This is a genomic window from Micromonospora sp. NPDC049201, from assembly GCF_055586805.1.
This window is the reverse complement of the sequence record NZ_JBVJHM010000002.1, coordinates 225,071-248,061: the sequence shown is the minus strand read 5'-3', so window position 1 is coordinate 248,061 and position 22,991 is coordinate 225,071. Positions and strand designations below refer to the sequence as shown.

At 74.0% G+C, this 22,991-nt stretch carries 23 protein-coding genes and 1 pseudogene; 18 read left to right on the top strand and 6 right to left on the bottom strand.

Annotated features, from left to right (window positions below; genetic code table 11):
* The first annotated feature begins 2 nt into the window (after positions 1-2).
* From ACZ6O5_RS04935 to ACZ6O5_RS04910, 6 genes are all read left to right on the top strand, one after another.
* Positions 3-317 carry an MGMT family protein gene (locus ACZ6O5_RS04935; protein WP_107157392.1) on the top strand — a complete coding sequence of 105 codons (315 nt, stop codon included), beginning with the start codon at positions 3-5 and terminating at the stop codon, positions 315-317.
* Positions 318-349: 32 nt separating this feature from the next.
* Entirely contained in the window at positions 350-1,804 is a 1,455-nt protein-coding gene (locus tag ACZ6O5_RS04930; protein ID WP_465974484.1) for an MFS transporter, read from the top strand.
* Entirely contained in the window at positions 1,804-3,294 is a 1,491-nt protein-coding gene (locus ACZ6O5_RS04925; protein ID WP_465974483.1) for a pyridoxal phosphate-dependent decarboxylase family protein, read from the top strand. Before ACZ6O5_RS04930 ends, ACZ6O5_RS04925 begins: the two co-directional genes overlap by 1 nt.
* 212 nt (positions 3,295-3,506) lie before the next feature.
* Complete coding sequence (locus tag ACZ6O5_RS04920; protein ID WP_465974482.1) at positions 3,507-4,622, top strand: LysR family transcriptional regulator; 1,116 nt, start codon at positions 3,507-3,509, stop codon at positions 4,620-4,622.
* On the top strand, positions 4,619-4,939 hold the full coding sequence (locus ACZ6O5_RS04915) for a LysR family transcriptional regulator (RefSeq protein WP_425786414.1): 321 nt from the start codon (positions 4,619-4,621) through the stop codon (positions 4,937-4,939). The genes ACZ6O5_RS04920 and ACZ6O5_RS04915 overlap by 4 nt, the downstream gene beginning before the upstream one ends.
* A gap of 91 nt (positions 4,940-5,030) precedes the next feature.
* Positions 5,031-5,441, top strand: coding sequence for a hypothetical protein (locus ACZ6O5_RS04910; RefSeq protein ID WP_465974481.1), 411 nt, complete (start codon positions 5,031-5,033; stop codon positions 5,439-5,441).
* A 93-nt stretch (positions 5,442-5,534) separates the two neighbouring features.
* Here ACZ6O5_RS04910 and ACZ6O5_RS04905 read toward each other — a convergent pair whose 3' ends face one another.
* The gene (locus ACZ6O5_RS04905) at positions 5,535-6,080 is read right to left on the bottom strand and encodes a hypothetical protein (protein WP_465974480.1); all 546 of its coding nucleotides are present in this window, start codon (positions 6,078-6,080) and stop codon (positions 5,535-5,537) included.
* On the bottom strand, positions 6,028-6,336 hold the full coding sequence (locus ACZ6O5_RS04900; RefSeq protein ID WP_465974479.1) for a SigE family RNA polymerase sigma factor: 309 nt from the start codon (positions 6,334-6,336) through the stop codon (positions 6,028-6,030). The genes ACZ6O5_RS04905 and ACZ6O5_RS04900 overlap by 53 nt, the downstream gene beginning before the upstream one ends.
* A gap of 194 nt (positions 6,337-6,530) precedes the next feature.
* Between ACZ6O5_RS04900 and ACZ6O5_RS04895 the strand changes: the two genes are divergently transcribed.
* Entirely contained in the window at positions 6,531-7,091 is a 561-nt protein-coding gene (locus ACZ6O5_RS04895; RefSeq protein WP_465974478.1) for an NADH-quinone oxidoreductase subunit B, read from the top strand.
* 37 nt (positions 7,092-7,128) lie between these two features.
* Entirely contained in the window at positions 7,129-8,445 is a 1,317-nt protein-coding gene (locus tag ACZ6O5_RS04890; RefSeq protein WP_465974477.1) for a DUF2252 domain-containing protein, read from the top strand.
* A 13-nt stretch (positions 8,446-8,458) separates the two neighbouring features.
* On the opposite strand, the gene ACZ6O5_RS04885 is transcribed toward ACZ6O5_RS04890, so the two are convergent.
* Positions 8,459-9,505, bottom strand: coding sequence for a glucose 1-dehydrogenase (locus ACZ6O5_RS04885; protein WP_465974476.1), 1,047 nt, complete (start codon positions 9,503-9,505; stop codon positions 8,459-8,461).
* A 103-nt stretch (positions 9,506-9,608) separates the two neighbouring features.
* Between ACZ6O5_RS04885 and ACZ6O5_RS04880 the strand changes: the two are divergent.
* A pseudogene (locus tag ACZ6O5_RS04880) lies at positions 9,609-10,205 on the top strand (NADH-quinone oxidoreductase subunit C); the annotation flags it as partial.
* Between the two features lie 509 nt (positions 10,206-10,714).
* Complete coding sequence (nuoH, locus tag ACZ6O5_RS04875; RefSeq protein ID WP_343445002.1) at positions 10,715-11,677, top strand: NADH-quinone oxidoreductase subunit NuoH; 963 nt, start codon at positions 10,715-10,717, stop codon at positions 11,675-11,677.
* A gap of 202 nt (positions 11,678-11,879) precedes the next feature.
* Here the strand turns inward: nuoH and ACZ6O5_RS04870 are convergent, their stop codons facing one another.
* The gene (locus tag ACZ6O5_RS04870) at positions 11,880-12,926 is read right to left on the bottom strand and encodes a glutathione S-transferase family protein (protein WP_465974475.1); all 1,047 of its coding nucleotides are present in this window, start codon (positions 12,924-12,926) and stop codon (positions 11,880-11,882) included.
* 193 nt (positions 12,927-13,119) lie between these two features.
* Here ACZ6O5_RS04870 and ACZ6O5_RS04865 point away from each other — a divergent pair, with 193 nt between their 5' ends.
* Positions 13,120-13,542, top strand: a complete 423-nt coding sequence (locus ACZ6O5_RS04865; RefSeq protein ID WP_465974474.1) for an ester cyclase — start codon at positions 13,120-13,122, stop codon at positions 13,540-13,542.
* On the opposite strand, the gene ACZ6O5_RS04860 is transcribed toward ACZ6O5_RS04865, so the two are convergent.
* Positions 13,523-14,098 carry a Uma2 family endonuclease gene (locus tag ACZ6O5_RS04860; RefSeq protein WP_465974473.1) on the bottom strand — a complete coding sequence of 192 codons (576 nt, stop codon included), beginning with the start codon at positions 14,096-14,098 and terminating at the stop codon, positions 13,523-13,525. The genes ACZ6O5_RS04865 and ACZ6O5_RS04860 overlap by 20 nt on opposite strands.
* 104 nt (positions 14,099-14,202) lie before the next feature.
* Between ACZ6O5_RS04860 and ACZ6O5_RS04855 the strand changes: the two genes are divergently transcribed.
* The 7 genes from ACZ6O5_RS04855 to htpX all read left to right on the top strand — a co-directional run bounded on the left by ACZ6O5_RS04855 (position 14,203) and on the right by htpX (position 21,699).
* Positions 14,203-14,793: a NuoI/complex I 23 kDa subunit family protein gene (locus ACZ6O5_RS04855; protein WP_107157406.1), complete on the top strand. Its 591-nt coding sequence runs from the start codon at positions 14,203-14,205 to the stop codon at positions 14,791-14,793.
* A complete protein-coding gene (locus ACZ6O5_RS04850) occupies positions 14,790-15,458 on the top strand; it encodes an NADH-quinone oxidoreductase subunit J family protein (RefSeq protein ID WP_465974472.1) in 669 nt (222 codons plus the stop codon). The genes ACZ6O5_RS04855 and ACZ6O5_RS04850 overlap by 4 nt, the downstream gene beginning before the upstream one ends.
* On the top strand, positions 15,455-15,784 hold the full coding sequence (gene nuoK / locus ACZ6O5_RS04845) for an NADH-quinone oxidoreductase subunit NuoK (protein WP_357298130.1): 330 nt from the start codon (positions 15,455-15,457) through the stop codon (positions 15,782-15,784). The genes ACZ6O5_RS04850 and nuoK overlap by 4 nt, the downstream gene beginning before the upstream one ends.
* Positions 15,781-17,706, top strand: a complete 1,926-nt coding sequence (locus ACZ6O5_RS04840) for an NADH-quinone oxidoreductase subunit 5 family protein (RefSeq protein WP_465974471.1) — start codon at positions 15,781-15,783, stop codon at positions 17,704-17,706. Before nuoK ends, ACZ6O5_RS04840 begins: the two co-directional genes overlap by 4 nt.
* Positions 17,703-19,208 (top strand): complex I subunit 4 family protein, encoded by a 1,506-nt coding sequence (locus tag ACZ6O5_RS04835; protein WP_281938161.1) that lies wholly within the window; start codon positions 17,703-17,705, stop codon positions 19,206-19,208. The genes ACZ6O5_RS04840 and ACZ6O5_RS04835 overlap by 4 nt, the downstream gene beginning before the upstream one ends.
* Complete coding sequence (locus ACZ6O5_RS04830; protein ID WP_465974470.1) at positions 19,205-20,671, top strand: NADH-quinone oxidoreductase subunit N; 1,467 nt, start codon at positions 19,205-19,207, stop codon at positions 20,669-20,671. Before ACZ6O5_RS04835 ends, ACZ6O5_RS04830 begins: the two co-directional genes overlap by 4 nt.
* A gap of 149 nt (positions 20,672-20,820) precedes the next feature.
* Entirely contained in the window at positions 20,821-21,699 is an 879-nt protein-coding gene (gene htpX / locus ACZ6O5_RS04825; protein WP_281938157.1) for a zinc metalloprotease HtpX, read from the top strand.
* Between the two features lie 83 nt (positions 21,700-21,782).
* Here the strand turns inward: htpX and ACZ6O5_RS04820 are convergent, their stop codons facing one another.
* The gene (locus tag ACZ6O5_RS04820) at positions 21,783-22,961 is read right to left on the bottom strand and encodes an MFS transporter (protein ID WP_465974469.1); all 1,179 of its coding nucleotides are present in this window, start codon (positions 22,959-22,961) and stop codon (positions 21,783-21,785) included.
* Positions 22,962-22,991 lie beyond the last annotated feature (30 nt).

Here is a 22,991-nt window from a genome sequence, read left to right as displayed (position 1 = left end):
TCGTGACACCTGACGAGTACGTCGAGGCGGTGCTGACGCTGGTCGAGCGCATCCCGCCCGGGCGGGCGATGTCGTACGGGGCGGTGGCCGACGCGCTGGCCGAGCGGTCGGGGCGGGCGTCGGCGCGGCTGGTCGGCTCGATCATGGCGCGGCACGGGGGCGGGGTGCCGTGGCACCGGGTGGTGAACGCGGCCGGCCGGCTGCCGCCGGGGCACGAGCTTCAGGCGCGGGCCCGGCTGCGCGCCGAGGGCTGCCCGTTGCGCGGGGATCGGGTCGACCTGGCGGTGGCCGCCTGGTCGCCGGAGGAGGGGATGTGACCGCGACCATAACGTGAGTAACATTCGGCTCCATGACAGCTTCGGGCCTGCCCCGCCGGGTGCACCTCGGGTACGCGTCGGGCTCGCTCGTCACCGGCGCGTTCGGAACCGTGCCCGGGCTGCTCCTGCTGCCGTACCTGACCGACACGCTGGGCGTCGCGGCCGGGCTCGCCGCGCTGCTGGTGCTCCTGCCGAAGGCATGGGACGTGCTGGTCAACCCGGTCGCCGGCCGCGTCTCGGACCGGACCCGCTCGCGCTGGGGCGCCCGCCGGCCCTACCTGCTCGGCGGCGGGCTGGCGCTGGCCGTGCTGTTCGCCGCGATCTTCGCCGCCCCGTTCGGGCGCGGTCCGGCCGCCGCCGGATACGTGGCGCTGGCGTTCCTGGCCACCGCGACCGCGTTCGCGTTCTTCCAGGTGCCGTACGTGGCCATGCCGGCCGAACTGACCGCCGACCCGGCGGAGCGTACCCGGCTGATGACCTGGCGGATCGCGGTGCTGGCGCTGGCCATCCTGGTCTCCGGCGCGGTGGCCCCGGCGGTGGTGGCCGCCGGCGGCGACGGTGTGCCCGGCCACCGCTGGATGGGTCTGTTCGTCGCCGCGCTGATCGTGGTCGGCACGGTCGGCGCGTTCCTCGGCACCCGGTCCGCGCCGGCCGGGACGGTCGGGGAGAGCGAGCCGAGCCTGCGCGCCCAGCTCGCGGTCGCCGGCCGCAACCGGCCGTTCCGGGTGCTGCTGGTCTGTTTCGTGCTCCAGTCCGCCGGGGTGGCCACCGTGCTGGCCGGCGTGAAGTACTTCGCCGACCAGGTGCTGCGCGCGCCGGACAGCGGGCCCACCCTGCTCTTCGCCTGCTTCGTCGCGCCCGCGCTGCTGGTCATGCCGCTCTGGCGCCGGGCCGGCGACCGGCTCGGCAAGCGCACCTCGCTGGTCACCGCGTCGCTGCTCTTCGCGGCCGGCGCGCTGGCCCTGGTCACCGCGCCCGCGCTGCCGGCCGCCGGGGTGTACGCGGTGGTCGCGCTGATCGGCGTCGGCTACGCCGGCCAGCAGGTGTTCGCGCTGGCCATGCTGCCGGACTGCATCGCGTACGACACCGCGCGCACCGGCCGTCGGCAGGCCGGAGTGTTCACCGGGCTGTGGACCGCCGGCGAGACGTTCGGCCTGGCGCTCGGGCCCGGCATCTACGGCCTGGTGCTCCAGCTCTCCGGTTACGTCTCCTCGTCGACCGGCGCGGCCGCCGTCCAGCCGGACTCCGCCCGGCTCGGAGTGCTGCTCGGGTTCACCGTGCTGCCCGCCCTGCTGGTGGCCGCCCCGGTGGCGCTGCTGCGCGGCTACACGCTCACCCCGGCCGACCTGACCGCCGCGTCCGGCGCCGCCGCGTCCGGCGGCAGCGCGTCCGGGTCGGGCGACACCGCTGCCCGCGCCGGTGGCTCGGGCGTGAGGCGCCGCACCCGTCCGCCGGTCGACGCGGACCGTCACGAGAGGAACACCTGATGAGCGACACGGCGGGGACGGGCGCGCTGCCCACGCAGGGGGTGCCGGCGGCGCGGGTGCTCGACGAGATCCGGGCGCTGCGGTCGGCCGACCGCCCGACGCACGGCGGCCGGCTGTTCGCCTACGTCTACGACCCGGGCGTGGCCGGCCTGGACGAGCTGGCCCAGGCCGCGTACGCCGAGAGCGCGCACGTCAACGGCCTCGACCCGACCGCCTTCCCGTCGCTGCTGGCGATGGAGAACGCGCTTGTCGCCGCCGCCGCCCGGCTGCTCGGCGGCGGCCCCGGCACCGCCGCGCCGGACGTGGTGGGCAGCGTCACCGGCGGCGGCACCGAGTCGCTCCTGCTCGCCGTCAAGGCCGCCCGGGACGCCCGCCCCGAGCTGACCGCACCGCGGCTCGTGGTGCCGGCCAGCGCGCACGCCGCGTTCGCCAAGGCCGCCCACTACCTGCGGGTCGAGCTGGACACGGTGCCGGTCGACCCGGTGACGTTGCGTCCGGCGGTGGCCGACGTGGCCGCCGCGATCCGGCCGGAGACCGTGCTGGTGGTCGCGTCCGCCCCGTCGTACGCGCACGGCGTGGTCGACCCGGTGGCCGGGATCGCCGAGGTGGCGGCCGGGGTCGGGGTGCGCTGCCACGTGGACGCCTGCTTCGGCGGCTGGGCCCTGCCCTGGCTGCGTCGGCTCGGCGCGCCGGTGCCGCCGTTCGACTTCGCCGTGCCCGGCGTCACCTCGGTCTCGGTCGACCTGCACAAGTACGCGTACGCGCCGAAGGGCGTGTCGGTGCTGCTGCACCGCGATCCGGCGTTGCGCGCCCCGCAGTTCTTCGCGTACGCGGACTGGCCCGGCTACACGATGGTCAACCCGGTGATCGCCTCCACCCGGTCCGGCGGGCCGATCGCCGCCGCGTACGCCACGTTGCGGCACCTCGGCGAGGACGGCTACCTGCGGCTGGCCGTGGCCACCCGGGACGCGGTCGCCGGGCTGGCCGACGCGGTGCGGGCGTCGGACGGGCTGCGGCTGATGGCGGAGCCGGAGTCCACCGTGGTGTGCTTCACCGCCGACGACCCGAAGCTGGACCTGTTCGTGCTGGTAGACGAGCTGACCGCGCGTGGCTGGCACACCCAGCCCCAGCTCCGGTACGCCGACCTGCCGGCCAGTGTGCACCTCACGGTGACCGCCGCGGTGGCGTCCCGGGTGGCCGAGTTCGCACCGGCACTGGCCGACGCGGTCGCCGCGGCACGGGCCGCCGGCCCGGTCGTGCTGCCGCCGGAGTTGCGGGCGCTGGCCGCCGGTCTCGCCCCGGAGGCGCTCACCCCGGAGCTGGTGGCCGGGCTGGCCGAGGGGCTCGGCCTGGCCGGCGGGGTCCCGGACCGGATGGCGGTGGTCAACACACTGCTCGACGCCGCCCCGGCGGCGGTACGGGAGCGGCTGCTCGCCGAGTTCGTCGGCCTGTTGCAACGCCCCGCCTGGGGGCGCACCCCGGGCGGCTGAACACGGTCTGACGCGATTCCCGAGCTGCCTCTCGAACCGGCCGGATCCGCGGCCGGGGAGTGTGGTGAAAAGAGCCGGATCGCTTATATCACGGGCAGTCAATGCGGAACAGGAAAGTCTCGATACCTGCGACAGATGTGGGGCCGCCCTATTCTGTTGCTCGTGACTGGCTTGGCCGAATATTCGATGCGTCATGCCGGGTCGTACCGCCGATGACGGGATCCGACCGCGCCGGGTCCACCCCGAGGGCCGGCGCTGCCCGGCGGCTCGGCACGATGCCGGGTGACGAGGTCGTCTGGGACGACGTGATGGCGTTCCGGGCGGTCGCGGAACAGCTCAACTTCACCGCCGCCGCCCGCCAGATGCACGTGTCCGGCCCGACCCTGTCGCACCGGGTCGCCCGGCTGGAGGCCGCCCTCGGGCTGGTGCTGTTGGTCCGCACCACCCGTTCGGTACGACTCACCGAGCCGGGGGCGGTCCTGCTCGACTGGGCGGTCGAGGCCGGCGATTCGTGGCGGGACCTGCGCGCGTCCCTCCAGCGTGAGGCGGGCCCGGCTGAGCCGGCACGGGCGCCCGCGCTGCGCGGCGTCCTGCGGTTCGGGCACGCGAGGATGGACACGACCGACCTGTTCGGGGAGTTGCGGCGCGCGGTCCCGGGCGTCGTCTGGCACACGCGGGGCATGCCGACCGGGACGGCGGGCCTCGTCGCCCTGGTCGAGGGGTCACTCGACCTGCTGCTCTGGGCGGACTGGCTGTCCTGGGGGCTTCACCAGGCACCCGGCCGGGTGCTCGAACAGGTCGAGTCGGCCCTGGTCGTCAACGAACCCCTTTGGGTGTACCTGCCGGCCAGCCACGCGGCGGCCGGTCAGGACACCGTGGACGTCGGCCAGCTCGCGGAGGACGACTGGATCGCCTCACCGCAGGAGGTGCCGATGCGGATGGTGCGGCACACGGCCCGTCGCTACGGGCGGTTCGAGCCGCGGATCCGGCACGTCACCGACGATCCGAGGATGGCGATGAGCCTGCTGACCGAGGGGCTCGCCGTGGACGTCGGGCCACCGCCGTGCGCGCCGCTGCCGCCGCAGGTGGTGGCCCGGCCGCTGCGTAGAGCGCCGCGGACCCGGATCCAGTTGAGCAGATGGCGCTTCGGCCCGGTGCCCGCGCAGACCTTCCGCGCCGTCCACCACCGGATCGGCCACTGGTACGTCGACGGCTACCGCCAGGCCAACCCGGACTACTGGCGCTGGCTGGTCCGCCGTTCGGAGCGGCACCCGGGTCTGCGGCGCGCCCTGCGGGAGTCCGTCGACAGCCGGCGGGTCGCCCGGTGAAGTGGCCGCAGTTGCACTCCTTCGTGGCGGTCGCCGAGGAGGAGAGCTTCACCGGTGCGGCGCGGCGACTGGGCGTCAGCCAGCCCGAGGTATCGCGCCGGGTCCGCCAACTGGAACGGCAGGTGGGCGCCAAGCTGGTCCAGCGGACGACGCGCCAGGTGACGATCACCGCCGCCGGTCGCGAGGTGCTCCGCTGGGCGGTACGCACGATCGACGGCTGGGAGCGGGTCAACCGCCGGCTCGACGGTTACCGGAGCCCGTCGGACCCCAGGTCGGAGGGCATTGATAGCAGTAAAGAGAAAAAGCGAGTGGATTAAGAGGATTTTCATCCTTCCAACGTTGGAAACCCGCCGGCAGACTCGATGTCGCGGGGAACTCCGCATCCGGAACGTCGAAGGGAAATGCCACATGCGGTTGAAGCGAACGATCGGATCCGGGTCCACCCTGGCCGCCATCGGCCTGGCCGCCTCCGCCGGGGTGCTGGCCGTGCCGTCGCCGGCCAGCGCGGCCGTGGGACCCGCCCTCCTGGGGACCTGGTACAACAACTACGGCAACGTGCTGAGCATCCGGGAGGACGGCGCGCACGGCGCACCGGTCGGCACCTGCGGTGACCTGACCATCAAGGACATCAACGTGGTCGACGGCGCCGGCCTGGTGATGACCGGCCAGTACCGGACCGCGGCCTCCGAAGGGGTCCTCAACGGTCAGGTGATGTGCGTCAGCTACACGTTCACCAATGTGCTGATCACCGTCAACGCCCAGCAGAACCAGTTCACCCTGACCGGCGGGGTCAACAGCACCTTCACCCGCGCCTCCTGATCACGTACGCACCGGATAGCAGGGACCCGTGGCCCGGCCGGCACCACGCCGGCCGGGCCACCCGCGTCGCCGCAGCGCGCGCCTGCTCCGGGGTCAGGCCGGGTCGGCCACCGTCACGGTGAACGAGGCGGCGTTGTCCGCCGGGGCGGCGTCGGGCACCGTGAGGGCGTCCCACTGGGTGTTGAGCTGGAACGTGACGGTGCCGAGGGAGCCGGGCTGCCGTGCCCGGCTCCGCGTAGAGCAGCACGTCGAAGCTCCGCTGCTCACCGGCCATGAGACGCCCGCCCGGCACGATGAAGCTGGTGAGGTCGCTCGGCGCGTCCTGCGGATCGGTGCCCAGACCAGCACCCCGGCCGGGAGCCCGACGGACCGGGCCAGCAGGTAGTCGTGCCCGGCGTCACCGGCCCACCGCACCGTGACCGGCAGCCGGCCCAGGTACGAGCCGTCGTCCTGGCGGGACAGTGTCACCGATGCCGCCGCGGTGATGGCGGCCCGGGCCTGGTCGTCTTGGACGTAGGGCACCGGGTTGCGCAGCGAGCCCGAGGCGGAACGGAAACGGGCGGCGAAGCCGACCCGATCGGCGAGCTCATCCCGGCCGTCGCCGACGTTCACCGAGATCCGGCCTCCCGTCGCGATCATCGCGACGTCCCGGGTCGGAGTGAGGATCGTCGTAGCGGGACACCCGGGACCAGCGCGCGAACGCCCGGCAGAACGCCTCCTGCACCATGTCCTGCGCTTGGGCCAGGTCACCGCAGTAGGCGGTGAGCTGAACGGTCAGCGACCGGAAGTGCGCATGGTAGAGACCGTCGAAGTCGACCGGCCCCGCTCCGGCCGGGCGCCTCGTGGTCTCCTCGGGCGGCGGCTCGTCGAGCCGCGGCTCCCTCGTCACTGTCATCCGGTCCTCCCCGTGAGCATGCCGCCGGCGCGGTCACACCGGTCACACGTCCGGACGCCGGTACGGGTTGCGGCCGTTGCCGTACCGGCGGGTGCCGACTGTCCGGTCGGGGACAGCGGCGGTGGCCGGCGGCCGGTCCGGGCCCCGGACGCTGTGGTTGACTGTCGGTTCGGGGACCGTGGAGGGAGAGTCAGGTGCAGTTGCCGGCCGTGCTCGGTGAGCCGATCCGGTTCGTGCTGAACTGGGGCCGTCGCTACTCGCTCTGGGTGTTCAACTTCGGCCTGGCCTGCTGCGCCATCGAGTTCATCGCGACCAGCATGGGCCGCCACGACTTCATGCGGCTCGGCGTGATCCCGTTCGCCCACGGCCCCCGGCAGGCCGACCTCATGGTGGTCAGCGGCACGGTCACCGACAAGATGGCCCCGGCGGTCAAGCGGCTCTACGACCAGATGCCCGAGCCGAAGTACGTGATCTCGTTCGGCGCCTGCTCCAACTGCGGCGGCCCGTACTGGGACTCCTACTCGGTGACCAAGGGCGTCGACCAGCTCATCCCGGTCGACGTCTACGTGCCCGGCTGCCCGCCCCGCCCGGAGGCGCTGCTGCACGGGATCCTCCGCCTCCAGGAGAAGATCGCCGCCGAGCAGTCCGGCCTCGGCGGCGTGCCCCGCCCGGACCCGCTCGCCTCCCCGGCGGACGTGGTCCCCCGCCCGGTCGAGGCGCTGACCGCGCCCCCGGTGCGTCCCCCGATCGGCTGACCCGCTCCGGTGGCGCGGCGGGGCTAGCCTGCGGACCATGACCGACTCTGCGGAGAAGCGTTCCGCCTACATCGTCGACGTGCTGACCGAGGAGTTCGGCGCGTCCATGGCGATCGACCCGGCGGCATTCCGCCGGAAGTTCCGCAAGATGGCCGCCTCGCCGTTCGCGTTCTACCGCGGCAGCGCCGCGCTGTTCTACGCCGACCAGCGCGGCGACTTCGTCAGCGACCGGTTCCTCGACGACCGGACCAGCCGGGTGTGGATCCACGGCGACCTGCACGCCGAGAACTTCGGCACGTACATGAACGCCTCCGGCCGGCTCGTGTTCAACGTCAACGACTTCGACGAGGCGTACGTCGGGCCGTTCACCTGGGACCTGAAGCGGCTGGCCGCCAGCGTGGCCCTGCTCGGCTACGCCAAGGCGCTCTCCGACCGGGTGATCGGCGAGCTGGTGACCGGCTTCGCCCGGTCGTACCTGACCGAGCTGCGGGCGATCGCCACCGGCGGGGACGACGCGATCGGCTCGATCACGCTGGAGAACGCCGACGGCGTGCTGCGTCGGGTGCTCCAGCAGGCCCGACTCAGCACCCGGGTGGACCTGCTCGCCGCGCAGACCACCGTCGACAACTACGAGCGGCGGTTCTCGCTCGGCGACGGCGTGCACGAGATCGACGCCGCCACCCGGGAGCGGGTCTGCGCCGCGTTCGGCGACTACCTGCACACCCTGCCGGAGTCGAGCGCCCGGCTGCGCCCGGTGGCGACCACCATCAAGGACGTGGTGCTGCGCAAGGGCGTCGGCATCGGCTCGGCCGGGCTGCCGTCGTACAACCTGTTGCTGGAGGGGCACACCGAGGCGCTGGAGAACGACGTCGTCATCTACATGAAGCAGGCCCAGGTGCCGGCCGTGGCGCGGCACATCGACGACGAGCGGGTCCGGTCGTACTTCCGGCACCAGGGGCACCGCACCGCCGAGTCGCAGCGGGCGTTGCAGGCGCACGCCGACCCGTGGCTGGGCTTCACCGAGCTGGACGGCGTCGGCCAGCTCGTCGCCGAGGTCTCCCCGTACGCGGCGGACCTCGACTGGGCCGACGTGAACGAGCCCGAGGACCTGGCCGGGGTGCTCACCGACCTGGGCCGGGCGGTGGCCCGGATGCACTCGGTGGCCGACGACGAGTCCAGCCACGACCTGGTCGACTACTCCACCGAGGAGTCGATCGTCGCGGCCGTGGACGCCGACGCCGACGGCTTCGTCGACTACCTGGTCGACTTCGCCCACCGGTACGGCATCCGGGCCCGCGAGGACCACCAGCTCTTCGTGGACCTGTTCCGCAACGGCCGGCTGCCCGGGATCTGAGCCGGCACCCGGCTCACTGCGCGAAGTCCAGCACCACCTTGATGTCGTCGCCGGTCGACGCGTACGCCTCCCGGTACGCGGAGACCGGCACCCGGCGGGTGACCAGCGAGGTCAGCCAGGACCGGTCGGCACGGGCGAGCGCCTCGGCGGCCAGCTCCCAGTGCCGGCGGCCCGCGTTGACCGACCCGAACACCACGTTGTTCTCCAGCACCAGCTCCCGGTTGAGCGCGCCGGCGTCGAAGTCGATGGTCCGGCCGCCGCTGGACACCCCGGTCAGGCAGACGATGCCGTTCGGCGCGGCCTTGCACATCGCCTCCAGCACCACCGGCGGCGCGCCGGTGCACTCGACCACCACGTCCGGTGCGAGGTCCAGCTCGGCCACCGTCGACGTGTGGTACGTCGCGCCGAGCGCGCGGACCAGGTCCGGCTTCGGGCCGGTGGTGTTGCGGTCCAGCACGTGCACGGACAGCTCACGCTGGCTGGCCAGCAGCGCGGCCAGCAGGCCGATCGGCCCGGCACCGGTGATCAGCGCGGTCTTCGGCTTCCACTCGGCCCGGCGGCCGATCCGCTCGATGTGGTCCCACGCCTTCGCCACCACGCTCGTCGGCTCCAGCAGCATGCCCACCGACTCCAGCGCCGGGTCCAGCCCGACGGCGAACTTGGGCGGCAGCCGCCAGCGGTCCCGGGCGAAGCCGGGCAACCCCTTGATGCCGTGCTCGGTGTACCGCCCGTTGCGGCACATGTCCCACTCGTCCACCGCGCAGTTCGCGCAGGGCACCGGGTCGGGGCGGCGGACCACGCCGGCCACCAGGTCACCGGGGCGCAGCGTGCCGGTCGGGTCCTCCAGCACCCGGCCCAGCGACTCGTGCCCGAGCACCAGGCGCTCCTGACCCGGCGGCGCCTCGCCGTACTCCCCGGCGATGATCTCCTGGTCGGTCCCGCAGACGCCGACCGCCAGCGCCTCGACCAGGATCGCGCCCTCCTCGGGCGCCGGCTCGGGCCAGTCCTCGGTGAGCCGCAGCGAGTCCGGGACACCGGGGTTCACAGTCACAGCGCGCACGGCCCTCATCTTTCCCGGCCGGCCGGCCGCCCGCTCGGCAAAGCGGCGAACCGGGCCCGGACGGCCCGACCCGGCCGGGAGCTGCCGGCCATAGGATCAGCGCATGACTCCGGAAGAGGTCGGCCGCCGCGTGGTCGCGCTGCTCGCGCCCGTCGAGGCCGCCGCGTCGGTCTCCGGCGGTCAGGGGTACGCCCGCGCCACCGTCGACGTACCGCCGGCGAGCTGGGCGGACGCGGTGCGCGCGGCGCGCGACGACGCCGAGCTGGGCTGCGACTTCCTCGACTGGCTGTCGGCGGTGGACGAGCTGGCCGACGGCTTCGACGTGGTGGTGCACCTCTGGTCGGTGCGGCACCGGCACGGGCTGCTGCTGCGCACCCGGGTCCCCCGGGACACGCCGGTCGTGGCCTCGGTGGTCGACGTCTTCCCCGGCGCGGCTTGGCACGAGCGGGAGACCCACGAGATGTTCGGCATCGACTTCGCCGGGCACGGCGAGCTGCGGCCACTGCTGCTCCCGCCGGAGTTCGAGGGGCACCCGCTGCGCAAGGAGTTCGTGCTGGCCTCCCGCGTGGCGAAGCCGTGGCCGGGCGCGAAGGAGCCGGGCGAGTCGGAGGCGGGCGGCGGTCGCCGGCCGATCCGGCCGCCGGGCGTGCCCGCGCCGGGGGAGTGGGGCACGACGCCCACGCCGGCCGGCGCGGCCGGCGTCGGCGAGGGCCCACGCGGCGGTACGCCGGCCCGCCCGGCCCGCGAGCGCCCACCTCGCCCGGCCCTGGGTGAGCGTCCGGCGCGCCCCGCGTCCGGCGAACGCCCCGCGCCTCCGACCTCCGGTGAGCGTCCGTCGCGTCCGGAGGCGGGCGGACGCCCGACGCCGGGCGAGCGCCCCGCGCCTCCGGCCTCCGGTGAGCGTCCTGTACCTCCGGCCTCCGGCGAGAGCCCTGTACCTCCGGCCTCCGGCGAGCGCCCCGCGCCTCCGGCCTCTGCTGGGCGTGGGACGCGGCCGGGCCCCGAGGCTCGTCCGGTCCCGGGCGCGTCCCGGCCGACCGGCCCGGCCCGGCGGGAACCCGCCCCGCCGCCGGCGGAACCCGGCCCGCTCGGGCGCCCGCTGCCGGGGGAGCGACCGACCGGTCCGCCGCGGCAGGAACCGGCGGACGACCGGTCCGCCGGCCCGGCCCGGCCAGACGCGGGCTCCGGCGTCGAGGCGGGGGAGGACTGATGCCGGACTGGTTGGAGCTGGTCCTGCGGGTGGCCGGCGTGCTGGTCGCGTTCCTCACCCTGCCGCTGATCGTCGGCCAGGCCGAACACAAGGTCATGGCGCACATGCAGGGCCGGCTCGGCCCGATGTACGCGGGCGGCTTCCACGGCTGGGCGCAGCTCGTCGCGGACGGCATCAAGTTCGTGCAGAAGGAGGACGTCACCCCGCGCGAGGCGGACCGGCCGGTGTTCCGGCTGGCGCCGGCGGTGGCGCTGGTGCCGTACCTGCTGGTGCTGCTGGTCATTCCGCTCGGCCCCGCGGGCCTGGTCGCCCAGCCGCTGGACATCGGCCTGTTCTTCGTGCTCGCCGTGGTGGGCATCGGAGTGCTGGCGGTGCTCATGTCGGCGTGGGCGTCGGCCAACAAGTACAGCCTCCTCGGCGGGCTGCGCGGCGCGGCCCAGTTGCTCGGCTACGAGCTGCCGCTGGTGTTGGCCGCCGCCTCGGTGGCGATGGCAGCCGGCACGCTGAGCCTGAGCGGCATCGTCGAGGCGTGGCGGCCGTGGTGGCTGCTCTGGCAGGCGCCGGCCATGGTGATCTTCTTCGTGGCCGGGCTGGCCGAGATCCGTCGCCCACCGTTCGACATGCCGGTGGCCGACTCCGAGTTGGTCTTCGGCTACATGACCGAGTACACCGGCCTGCGCTTCGCGTTCTTCCTGCTCGCCGAGTACGTCGGCATCGTGGTGATCGCGGCGCTGACCACGGTGCTGTTCCTCGGCGGCTGGCAGGGCCCGTTCGCCGACGCGCAGCTCGGCTGGCTGTGGACGCTGCTCAAGGTGTTCGCCGTGGCGTTCGTGATCATCTGGCTGCGGGTGAGCTACCCCCGGCTCCGCGAGGACCAGCTCCAACGCCTCTGCTGGCTGGTCCTGGTCCCCCTCGCGCTGGCCCAGCTCGTCCTCACCGTCGCCGTCCGCCTGGCGCTGTAGCCCCGCGCCAGCGCCCATTCGGACCGCGCCCATGCGCGCGCCGTGTGGGCCGCGCCCCGTGCGGGCCGCGCCTCGCGCCCACCGCGCCCCGCGCCCCGTGCGGGCCCCGCGCACACTTTCACGGAAAGCGTGGCTAATGAGGCTGGAATAGCCACTCTTTCCGTGAAAGTGCAAGATCGCGAGGCGAGGCGGGTGAGGTGGGTCAGTGGAGGGGAGTGTGGGCGGGGTCCACGCGCTCGGCGGGGGGCGGAGGCGGGGGTGGGGTGCCGTCGCCGAAGGGGCGACCGCCCAGGTCCTCGCGGCCGTGCGGGGTCAGCCAGTTCGACAGGTCCGGGCCGAGCGGCACGATGCCGGTCGGGTTGATGTCCCGGTGGACCTCGTAGTAGTGCCGCTTGATGTGGTCGAAGTCGATCGTGTCGCCGAAGCCCGGCGTCTGGAACAGGTCCCGGGCGTACGCCCAGAGCACCGGCATCTCGCTCAGCTTCTGCCGGTTGCACTTGAAGTGCCCGTGGTAGACCGGGTCGAAGCGGGCCAGCGTGGTGAACAGCCGCACGTCCGCCTCGGTGATCGTGTCGCCGACCAGGTAACGCTGGCCGGTCAGCCGCTCGCTCAGCCAGTCCAGCCGGCCGAAAAGCCGCTGGTACGCCTTGTCGTACGCCTCCTGGCTGCCGGCGAAGCCGCACCGGTAGACGCCGTTGTTGACGTCGGCGAAGACGACCTTGTTGACCTCGTCGATCTCGGCGCGCAGCGGCTCCGGGTACAGCTCCGGCGCGCCCGGCCGGTGGTACGCGGTCCACTCGGTGGACAGGTCCAGGCTCATCTGCGCGTAGTCGTTGGTCACCACCTGGCCGGTGGGCACGTCGACCAGCGCCGGCACGGTGATGCCCCGCTCGTAGCCGGGGAAGCGGGCGAAGTAGGCGTCGGCGAGCCGCTCGATGCCGAGCACCGGGTCCTTGCCGCCGGGGTCGAGGTCGAACGTCCAGCTCCGCTTGTCGTGCGTGGGGCCGGCCACGGCCTGCGAGATGGCGTCCTCCAGCCCGAGCAGCCGGCGCACGATGATCAGCCGGTTCGCCCACGGGCAGGCCCGGCTGACCGCCAGCCGGTAGCGGCCCGGTTCCGCCGGCCAGCCGTCCCGTCCGTCGGCGGTGATCCGGGTCGCGATGTATCGCTGGTCGCGGGTGAACTCGCCGCCCGGTTCCACGTACTTGCCGCCGGTCCGGTCGAGGATCTCGTCGTCGCTGCCGCCCACGCCCACCTCCCAGGTTGTCGTCGCCTCCCATCATGGTCGCTCGGACCGGCCCCGGCAGTTCGAGCGGCGGAGATGGCCGCCACGACCGTTGGGGCGGCGGAGATGGCCGCCACGACCGTTGGAGCGGCGGAGACCGTCGCGCCGGTCCGTCCCGGCGGGCCGGGTGCCGTCGGGCCGGCATAGGCTGCCAGCCGTGACCGATCTGGAGGCGGCGGCCCGACGTTTCATCGCCGACGTGTGGAACGCCGGCCGAGAGGAGAGCGCGTACGAGCTGGTGGCCCCGGAGTGCCCCGGGCTGGGCGGCGCCGGGCCGGCGGCGGTGCTGGCCGGGCACCGGGACCGGCGGGCGTCCTTCCCGGACCTGCGCTACAAGATCGTCGAGCTGGTGGCCGGCGACGGACGGGTCGCGGTGCACTGGCGGGCGGCCGGCACCCAGGCCGGGCAGTTCGGTCCGGTGCCGCCGACCGGGCGGGTGGCCAGCTACTCCGGCGCGTCGTTCCTGCGCTTCGACGACGCCGGGCGGATCGTGGACATGTGGAGCGTCAACGAGCTGTTCCAGGTGCTCCAGCAGCTCGGTGTGGAGATGTTGCCGCCGCTCACACCCGGCGGGGCGTGATCCGGCTGATCGGCAGGTTCACCGGGAACGGCTCGCCGGTGTCGACGAACTTGGTCCACCGACCGGTCTCCGTGTAGACCTCGTGCACCGGATCGATCTTGTAGGTGTAGACCACGAGGCTGTCGTCCTCGATCTCGATCCGCCAGTAGAACGGGATGCCGGCCTGCGCGTAGAGCGCCGGCTTGAGCACCCGGTCGATGGTCCGGGTGCTGGGCGAGACGATCTCCACGGCGAGCACCACCTCGTGCGGCTCGTACCGGGACGGCTCGCGGGCGGCGGCTGCCGCGGTGGTGACCAGCACGTCCGGGATGAAGGAGCGGGTGCGGTTGATCCGCACGCCGACCGCCTGGGTCACGTCGTACCCGTCGGGGCAATCCTCGTCGAGCGCGACGCCGAGCAACATCGCGATGCTCTGGTGCATCCGGGTGGGGGAGGGGGACATGAGCAGCACTCCATCGAGCAGTTCACGGCGGCGACCGTCATCCGGCAGCGCGTCCAGATCGTCGGTCGTCCACTCGCGCTCCGGCGGGTGGTCGCTCTCCAGCGCGGCGGTCATCGGTAGGCCCTTCCCGGTGTGTCGTTCTCCCCGCGCTCACGATAGCGCCGCCAAGAGTCGGGTGGTGGTCGCGCGCGCCGGGGGCACAGGGCAGGATGGGCGGCATGAGCGAGCACGGTGGAGTGCCCGGCGGCGGGCTGGTGAAGGGCCTGGCGGTCACGTTGAAGACGATGACCCGCCGGTCGACCACCCAGCAGTACCCGGACGTGGCGCCCGAGCTGCCGCCCCGCTCCCGTGGCGTGATCGCGCTGCTGGAGGAGAACTGCACGGTCTGCATGCTGTGCGCCCGCGAGTGTCCGGACTGGTGCATCTACATCGACTCGCACAAGGAGGAGGTGGCGGTGCCCGGCGCCGCCCGCCCCCGGCAGCGCAACGTGCTCGACAAGTTCGACATCGACTTCTCGCTCTGCATGTACTGCGGCATCTGCATCGAGGTCTGCCCGTTCGACGCGCTCTACTGGTCGCCCGAGTTCGAGTACGCCGAGTACGACATCAAGGACCTGCTGCACGACAAGGACCACCTGGGCGAGTGGATGGGCACCGTACCGCCGCCGCCGGCCCACGACCCGCTCGGCGACCCCTCGAAGGAGGAGACCACCGCCGCCCGCAAGGCCGCCGCGCCCGCCGCCCGGCCGGCCCCGACCCGGGTACGCTCCGACGACGCCGACTCCCCGGGCGGAGGCGCAGCCTCATGACCGGTGCGGACGTGCTGCTGCTCGCGCTCGGCGCGGTGGCGGTGGGCGCGGGTGCGCTGGTGGTGGGCACCCGCCACCTGGTCCGGGCCGGGCTGTGGCTGGTGGTGTGCCTGGGCGCGCTGGCCGGCAACTACCTGGTGCTCACCGCCGAGCTGGTGGCCTGGGTGCAGGTGCTGATCTACGTGGGCGCGGTGGTGGTGCTGCTGTTGTTCGCGGTGATGCTGACCCGGGCCCCGATCGGCCCCTCGGACGACCTGGACCGGCCCGGCTGGCCGGCCGCGCTGGTCGGCGCCGGCAGCGGCCTCGGCCTGGCCGTGCTGCTTGTCGACGCGTTCCGGTGGTCGCGGGTGGAGCTGCCGGCGGCGGGGACCGCCGAGCGCCTCGGCGAGCAGGTGTTCCGCTCCTGGGTGCTGCCGTTCGAGGTGCTCTCGGTGCTGCTGCTGGCCGCGCTGGTCGGCGCGATCGTGCTCTCCCGCCCGGACATCGGCCGCCCGACCGGGCCCGTCGACACCACCGGTCCGGCTGCGGGCACCGGGCCGGCCGACACCACCGGTCCGGCCGCGGGCACCGGGCCGGCCGACGAATCCGGGCCGGCCGGCGAGTCCGATCCGGGAGCCGGTCTGGAACCGGCCGCCGCAGCCGCCGACGAGGGCGGGCGCCGGTGAGGCCGGTCATCCCGTACGTCACCGCCGCGCTGCTGTTCGGCCTCGGCGTGTACGGCGTGCTGCGACGCCGCAACGCGGTGCTGGTGCTGATGGCGGTGGAGTTGATGCTGAACGCGGTCAACCTGGTGCTGGTCACCGCGGACACCACGGTCCGGGCCGCGTTGCCGCACTCCGGGCAGGTGTTCGCGCTGTTCGTGATCGTGCTGGCCGCCGCCGAGATCGGCGTCGGGCTGGCCATCGTGCTCCAGCTCTACCGGCTGCGGGCCAGCGTCACGGTCGACGACGTCCCGCTGGCCGAGCGGTCCTCGGAAGGCGCGGCCCGATGAGCGCGTCGACGGTCTGGCTGGCGGCGGTGCTGCCGGCCGCGCCGCTGGTCGCCGGCCTGCTCGGGCTGCTGTTGCCGCCCGCGTCGCACGGGGACCGGGCGCCGGCCCGGAAGCTGGCGGTCGGGCTGGGGGTGACCGGCGCGGCGGTGGCGTCGCTGGCCGCGCTGGCGTTGCTGGTCCGTGTGGACGGGCCGGTGGAGGCGGCGACCACCTGGGTCGAGGTGGGCGGGCTGCGGGTCACGCTGGGCCTGCGGCTGGACGGCGTGGCCGTGCTGGTCGCCACCGCGGTCACCATGGTGGCGCTGGCCGTGCAGGTCTACTCGACCGGTTACCTGCGTCGCGGGCCGCACGACGACGTGGACGTGGACCACCGCTACCCGCCGTACGCGGCGCAGCTCAGCCTCTTCACCGCCGCCATGCTGACCGTGGTGGTCTCCGGTGACCTGATCATGCTGCTGGTCGGTTGGGAGGTGATGGGCATCTGCTCGTACCTGCTCATCGCCCACGACCGGCGGCTGCCGGAGGCGCCCGGCGCGGCGGTGAAGGCGTTCCTGGTCACCCGCGTGGGTGATGTGGGCTTCCTGCTCGGCATCGCGCTGCTCGGCGTGGGCGCGGGCAGTTTCCGGATCGCCGACGTGCTGGCGCACGACTACGGCACCGGCACGCTGACCGCGGCCTGTCTGCTGCTGCTGGCCGGCGTGGCCGGCAAGAGCGCCCAGTTCCCGCTGCACACCTGGCTGCCGGACGCGATGGCCGGCCCGACGCCGGTCTCCGCGCTGATCCACGCCGCGACCATGGTGGCCGCCGGGGTCTACGCGGTGGCCCGGCTGTTCCCGCTGTTCGAACGGGCCCCGGCCGCGCTCGCCGTGCTGGGCGTGATGGCGGCGGTCACGATGCTGCTGGGCGCGTTCGCGGCCACCGCCCAGGACGACCTCAAGCGGGTGCTGGCCTGGTCGACGGTCTCCCAGATCGGGTACATGACCGGCGCGCTGGCGGTCGGCGCGCCGGCCGCCGCGCTGTTCCACCTGCTCACCCATGCCGCGTTCAAGGCGCTGCTGTTCCTCGCCGCCGGTGCGGTGATCCACGCGGTGGGCACCACGCTGATGTCCCGGATGGGTGGCCTGCGCGCCGCCATGCCGGTCACGTTCTGGTGCATGCTGGTGGGGCTCGGCGCGCTGGCCGGGGTGCCGCCGCTGTCCGGTTTCTGGAGCAAGGACGGCGTGCTGGCCGCCGCCGAGGCCGCCGCGCTCGACGACGCCGGCCCGACCGCGCCGTGGGTGGGCTGGCTGGTCTGGCTGGCCGGGCTGCTGGGGGTGGCGGTCACCGCCTGGTACGCGACCCGCCTGCTGCTGCGCGTGTTCTTCGGCGTGACCCGTACGCCGCTGCTCCGGCCGCACGATCCGTCGGCATCGCTGCGTCTGCCGGTGCTGCTGTTGGCGGTCCCGGCGGCGCTGCTGGGGCTGGCCGCGTTCGCGCCCTGGTTCGCCGACCGCCTGCGGGTGCCGGGTGACGCCTCCGGCGAGGCGGTCGAGCTGGTGCACCTGGCGCCGAACCTGATCCTGCCGTTCCTGCTGCTGGTGGCCGGCGCGGGCGGGGCCTGGGCCGGCTGGCGTCGGGACCCGGCCGCCGACCCGGCCCGCTTCCTGGGTCCGCTGCGTCCGGTGTTCGCCCGGGCGTTCCGGCTCGACGACGTCCAGCACGCCCTGGTCGTACGCCCGACCGGCGCGTTGGCGCGGGCCGTGCGGGCCGGCGACGAGTTGGGCGTGGACGGCCTGGTCGAGGGCGCCGGCCGGGCGGCGGTGGAGGCGGGCGGCGGGCTGGCCGCGCTGCACCGGGCGGCGCTGCCCCGCGCGGCGGCCGGCGTGCTGGCCGGTGCGTTGCTGATCGGCCTGGCGGTCGCCCTGATCGGAGTCACCTCATGACGTTCGGGCAGGTTCTGCTGGTGGCCGTGCTCGCGGTCCCGGCGCTGGGCGCGGTGGCGACCGCCGCCGTGCCGGGTGACCGGGCCGGCCGGCTGGTCGGCACCGTCGCCGCCGCCTTGACGCTGCTGGCGACGTTGCCGCTGGTCGGCGGCGAGCACGGCTGGTTCGGGTACGGTCCGCGCCCGGCGGTGCAGCCGTGGCACCGGCTCGACGTGCCCTGGGTGCCGGGCCTCGACCTGCGCTTCCACCTGGGCGTGGACGGTATCTCCTGGCCGCTGGTGGTGCTGACCGCGCTGCTCACGTTGCTCTGCTGCGGCTACACGTGGTGGCGGGTGCCGGCCGGCGGCGGCAGCGGGCGGGCGCTGGTGGCGTTGCTGCTGGTGGTCGAGGTGGGCATCCTCGGCACGTTCCTGGCGCTGGACCTGGTGCTGTTCTTCCTCTTCTTCGAGGTCGTCCTGCTGCCGATGTACGCGATCATCGCCGGCTGGGGCGGCGACGACCGGCGGCGGGCGGCCCGCAAGTTCGCGCTCTACACGCTGTTCGGTTCGGTGTTGCTGCTGGTCGGCGTCTACGTCGTGGTGGCCGCCGCGGGCACCGCCGACCTGGTCACGTTGACCGGCGGCGCCGGCCTGTCGCGGAGCACCCAGCTCGCCGCGTTCACGCTGTTGGCGTTGGCGTTCGCGGTGAAGAGCCCGCTCTGGCCGCTGCACTCGTGGCTGCCCGACGCGCACACCCAGGCACCGACCGTGGGCAGCGTGATCCTGGCCGGGGTGCTGCTCAAGATGGGCACCTACGGGCTGATCCGGGTGGCGGTGGGGGTGGCCCCGGAGGGGGCCCGCTGGGCGTCGCCGGTGCTCGGCGCGCTCGCCGTCGCGGCCATTCTGATCGGTGGCCTGGTCTGCCTGGCGCAGGACGAGCTGAAGCGGCTGATCGCGTATTCGAGCGTGGGGCACATGGGCTTCGTGCTGCTGGGGGTGGCCACGCTCACCGCCACCGGCCTCCAGGCGGCGCTGATCGGCAACATCGCCCACGGGGTGCTCACCGGGCTGCTGTTCTTCCTGGCCGGGGCCGTCAAGGACCGGACGCACACCGGTTCGTTGGCCGAGCTGTCCGGGTTGCGGGAGACCGCGCCCCGGTTGGCCGGGCTGCTGGGCTTCGCGGCGGTCGCCTCGCTGGGGCTGCCCGGTCTGGCCGGCTTCTGGGGTGAGGCGTTCGCGGTGGTGGCGGCCGTGCGGCGGGGCGGCCCGCTGTGGCTGACGCTGGCGGTGCTGGCCGCGCTGGGCGGCGCGCTGGCCGCCGCGTACCTGTTGCGGTTGTTGCGCCGGGTCACCCACGGCCGGCCCTCCCCGGCGGTGGCCCCGCTCGGGCCGGGGTTGGCCGGCGCGGAGCTGACCGCCTGGGCGCCGCTGGTGCTGCTGGCGCTGGCGGTCGGCCTGGCCCCGGCGTTGGTCCTGTCCTACGCTTCCGGCCCGGTGGAGGCGCTGCTGGGGGTCGTGCCATGAGTCTGGTGCAGAGCGTCGACAACGTGGCGTTGCTGCCGGGCTACCTGGCCGCCGGCACCGCGATCCTGGTGCTCCTGGTGGACCTGCTGGTGGCCCGTCGGGCGGTGACGGTGGCGGTGGCGGCGCTCGGCGCGGCCGGCACCGCGGCCGGTGCGGCGCTGGTGAGCGCGGCCGGCACCCGGCGCACGTTCTGCGTCGACGCGGACTGCTCCTGGGTGTGGAACGGTCGGGCGGCATTGGCGGCGGTGGTGATCGCACTGCTCACGCTCGGCGTGCTGGCGATCTCCGGTCCGCTGCTGCGCGCCGGGCGCACGCCGGCCGGCGAGTACTGCTTCCTGCTCGCCTGCGCGATGACCGGCGGCGTGGTGCTCGGCGCGGCCGGTGACCTGATCACGCTGATCGTGGCGTTGGAGACGTTGACGCTGCCGTTGTACGTGCTGGTCGGGCTGCGCCGGGCGAGCCTGGCCGGGGCCGAGGCGGCGGTGACGTTCTTCGTGGTAAGCGTGGTCGCCACCACGGTGACGCTGCTCGGCGCGGCGTTGCTCTACGCGGTCACCGGCAGCCTGCACCTGGACCGGCTCGGCGCCACCCTGGCGGCGCGGGACGACCTGACCGACCTGCCGCTGACCACTGTCGCGGTGGCGCTGGTGGTGGCCGGGCTGGCGTTCAAGGTCGCCGCGGTGCCGTTCCACGCCTGGGCGCCGGCCACCTACGACGGCGCGCCGCTGCCGGTGGCCGCGTACCTGTCGACCGCGTCGAAGCTGGGCGGCGTGGTGGCGTTGCTGGCGGTGGTGCAGCGGGCGCTGCCGGGTGGGGTGACGGGTCCGGTGCTGGCGTTGCTGGCGGTGCTGACGATGACCGTGGGCAACCTGGTGGCGCTGCGCCAGCGGCGTACCGTGCGGTTGTTGGCCTGGTCGTCGGTGGCCCAGGCGGGCTACATTCTGGCCCCGCTGGGCGCGTTGGCGTTGGCCGCCGGGCGCACCCCGGACGCCCGCGCCACGGCGTACGCGGCAGCGGTCGCGTACGCCGTGTTCTTCGTGCTGCTGGAGCTGGCCGCGTTCGCCGCGGTGGTGGCGTTGCGGCCGGCGGACGGTGACGGCGGCACGCTCGCCGACCTGCGCGGCGCGGCGCGGCGGCACCCGTGGGTGGGTGGCGCGTTCGCGTTGGCGCTGATCGGGCTGGCCGGGCTGCCGCCGGGGCTGGCCGGGCTGTTCGCCAAGGTGACGGTGGTGCGGTCGCTGCTGGCCGGGCACGCCGGCTGGCTGGCCCTGGTGGTGGCGTTGAACGCGGTGCTGGGCCTGGCGTACTACCTGCGGGTGACGGCGTCGCTCTACGGGGTGCCGAGCGGCGTCGCCGCGGCCCGACCGGCCCGCGCGGTGGCGGTCGCGCTCGGGGTGGCCACCGTGGCGGCCGTGGTGATCGGGGTCGCGCCGCAGCTCGTGCTGGACGTGGCGGCCCGCTGACCGGTTCCTGCCCGGGTGGGCGGTCGGTTCAGCGGGCGCACAGGAATCCCCAGTCAACTTTCAGCCATGAGCCGGATGGTTGACGGGTACCGGTGTGTTGGACCGGTCAGCGGGTTCCCGTGTGGTCCCGCGGCACCGAAGGAGCGATCGTGCATCACAACCGTCTCAAGACCGCAGCGCTGCTCGGCCTGTTGACCTCGCTGATCCTCGCGGTCGGCTACTGGTTCGGCGGTAGCGGCGGTCTCGTCATCGCCGTGCTCGTCTCGTTGGTGATGAACGGCGTGACCTACTTCTACTCCGACAAGCTGGCGCTGCGTTCGATGAAGGCGCAGCCGGTCAGCGAGGCCCAGTTCCCCGAGCTGTACCGCATGGTGCGGGAGCTGTCCACGCAGGCAGGCAAGCCGATGCCCCGGCTCTACGTGAGCCCGACGTCGCAGCCGAACGCGTTCGCCACCGGGCGTAACCCGGAGCACGCGGCGGTCTGCGTCACGCAGGGCATCGTGGAGATCCTGGACTACCGGGAGCTGCGCGGCGTGATCGGGCACGAGCTGTCCCACGTCTACAACCGGGACATCCTGATCTCCAGCGTGGCGGCCGGTCTGGCCGGCATCATCACCATGCTGGCGAACATCGCCTGGTTCATCCCGTTGGGCTCCTCGGACGACGAGGACGGCCCGAACCCGGCGGTGCTGCTGCTCACCCTGATTCTCGGCCCGATCGCGGCTACCGTGATCCAGTTGGCGATCAGCCGCAGCCGGGAGTACCAGGCCGACCAGTCCGGCGCGGAGCTGAGCCGCGACCCGCTGGCCCTGGCCAGCGCGCTGAAGAAGATCCACATGGGTACGCAGGCCCGCCCGCTCGCGCCGCAGGGTCAGCTCGCCAGCACCGCGCACCTGATGATCGACAACCCGTTCAAGCGGGGCGGCGGCATCGCCGCGATGTTCGCCACCCACCCGCCGATGGAGCAGCGGGTGGCCCGGCTGGAGCAGATGGCCCGCAACTCCGGGCCGGTGCAGTTCCAGCGCTGACCCGTCCGTCCGTCACCTCCGCCCGCGTCCGGCCCCGGACGCGGGCGGAGTCGCGTTCGGGCCGCCTCCCGACGGGGCCGGTCTCAGGCCGGTTCGGGAATCCGGTCCAGCCGGGTGAACAGCCCCACGACGAGCAGCAGCAGCCCCGCCGCCAGGTAGGCCGCGGCCGGACCGAACAACGCGGCGGTGCCGCCGAGCAGGAAGATCCCGACGCCGGAGAGCATGATGTTGCCGGCCACCATGGTCGCCTCCACCTGCCCCATCCGCTCCCGGGGCGCCAACCGCGCGAACGTCGCCTGCGCGCCGATCAGCCAGCCGCCACCGGCGCCGACCAGCGCGTTCGCCACGGCCAGCGCCCAGAGCGGGGCGCCGGTCACCACCAGCAGGGCGGCCAGCAGGAACGCGGTGCCGAGCGCGCGGGTGGCGAGGACCTGACCGGCGATCCGGGCGAGCCATCTCCGACGCCCGACCACCAGCACGAACACGGCCCCACCGAACGACGAGGCGGCCAGCAGCACCGGTCGCCAGGCCCCGCCGGTCAGGTCCGGGGCGAGCGTCTCCGGCAGCGCCCCGGACAGCGCGGTGGTCACCGTCAGCAGGGCCACCCCGCGCAGGACCGGATGACCGGCGATGATCCGCAGGCCGGCGGTGGCGGGCGGTCGGGGACCCCGGCTCTCCTGCCGGCCGACCGGCAGGCCGGCGAGCACCACGGCCGCGAGCAGGAACGACACCAGGTCGATCACCAGGGCCGTCCGGGGGCCGAGCGCCACCGTCATGCTCGCGCCGGCGACCAGGCCGACCACCTGGCCGCTCTGGTTCGCGAACGCGGAGAGCCCGAACAGCGGCAACCGCAGCGGCGCCGCCACCGCCTCGGCGGTGACCGCCACGTGCACGCTCGAATACCCGGCCCGGACCGCGCCGAGCAGCCCGGCGGCCACGATCGCCGGCAGCGGCTCGGGCACCACCACCGGTACGGCGATGAGCGCCGCGCCGGCCAGCGACAGCCCGACCAGCATGGTGCGTCGGGCCGGCACGTCCAGCCAGCCACTGAACACGGTCGCGACCAGCAGCGCGGGCAGCGTCCGGGCGGCGTAGACGGCGGCCGGCCCGAGCACCGAGTCGGTCTGGTCGTAGGCGAGCAGCAGCAGCGCGGCGAGCCCGACGAAGTCACCCAGTTCGGAGATGCCCCGGGCGATCAGCAGCCGGGACGCCACCGGATGCCGGAAGAGCGCCCGGTAGCCGGGCGTCGCGGGGTCGGTCATCGGGCTGACGGGTCCGCTGTCTCGACCCGC